We start from the raw sequence: 1,256 nt of genomic DNA, 5'->3' as shown, positions 1-1,256 counted from the left end.
TTAAAGGTTACAATAATTTATTATTATGTTAATTAGGATTATTTAGGTTTATAAAAAAGTGTTTTTTTGTTACAATTACATAGGTTAATAATAAAAAGTAAGGATTAATAATAGGTGATGAATGTGATAGTACCAGTAGAAAAGGGATTAGAATATACACTAGAAATAGTATCAACAGGTTCAGAAGGAGAAGGTGTTGGTAAAATAGACAACTTTACAGTTTTTGTGCCAGGAGCGATTAAGGGAGAAACAGTTAAGGTTAGTATAATTAAAGTTACAAAAAACTACTCAATAGGTAAAATAGAAGAAATAATAACACCATCAGAAAACAGAGTAGAGCCTACATGTAAAATATACAAATACTGTGGTGGATGTAATGTGCAGCATATAGGATATAAGGCTCAACTAGAGATGAAAAGACAGAAAGTAGAAGATGCTGTTAGAAGAATAGGCAAGATAGAAGACATAGAAATTCTACCTACAATAGGTATGGAAGACCCATTAAGATACAGAAACAAGGTAATTCTTCCTGTTGGAAAAGACTCAGATAAGGTTAAGATAGGTTTCTATGCACCTAGAAGTCACAGCATAATAGATATGGAAGTTTGTGATATTCAGCATATAATAGCTGACAAGGTATCATTTATAGTACGTAAATGGGCAACAGAGAATAACATCGCCATATATAACGAAAGAGCTGAAAGTGGAAACCTTCGTAATATAATGGTTAGATACGGATACACAACTAAAGAAGCAATGGTTGTAATCGTAACAAAAGAAAAAAAGATAAAGTTTATGGATAAACTAGTAAAGGATATAACTGAAGCACTACCTGAGGTTGTAAGTATAATCCAAAACGTAAATCCTAAAAACACAAACGTAGTATTAGGAAAACAATGCAAAACCATTTGGGGAAAAGACACAATAGAAGATTATGTAGGAGATATTAAATTCTCAATATCACCACTATCATTCTTCCAGGTTAACCCAGTGCAAACAAAAACCCTATACAATAAGGCACTTGAATTTGCAGACCTTAAGGGTGATGAAATAGTATTCGATGCATACTGCGGTGCAGGAACAATATCACTATTCCTAGCTAAGAAAGCTAAGAAAGTATATGGAGTTGAAATAATCGAAGAAGCAATCGAAAACGCAAAGGAAAACGCTAAAATAAACTCAATAGAAAACGTAGAATTCTTTGCTGGTGAAGCTGAGAATATTATTCCTAAAATGATAAAGGAAGGCATAGTACC

1 protein-coding gene is annotated in these 1,256 nt (G+C 32.4%); it reads left to right on the top strand.

Going from position 1 to position 1,256, the window contains the following annotated elements; all coding sequences use genetic code 11:
* Nucleotides 1–123 precede the first annotated feature (123 nt).
* Nucleotides 124–1,256, top strand: a 1,133-nt coding sequence (gene rlmD, locus RR539_RS07960; RefSeq protein WP_332500313.1) for a 23S rRNA (uracil(1939)-C(5))-methyltransferase RlmD, incomplete at its 3' end; no start/stop codon positions are given.

Origin of the sequence: Clostridium sp. (genome assembly GCF_036639235.1) — a bacterium.
Classification (GTDB): domain Bacteria; phylum Bacillota; class Clostridia; order Clostridiales; family Caloramatoraceae; genus Clostridium_AB.
The sequence above is the reverse complement of the archived record's forward strand: the minus strand, read 5'-3'. Positions and strand labels throughout refer to the sequence as shown.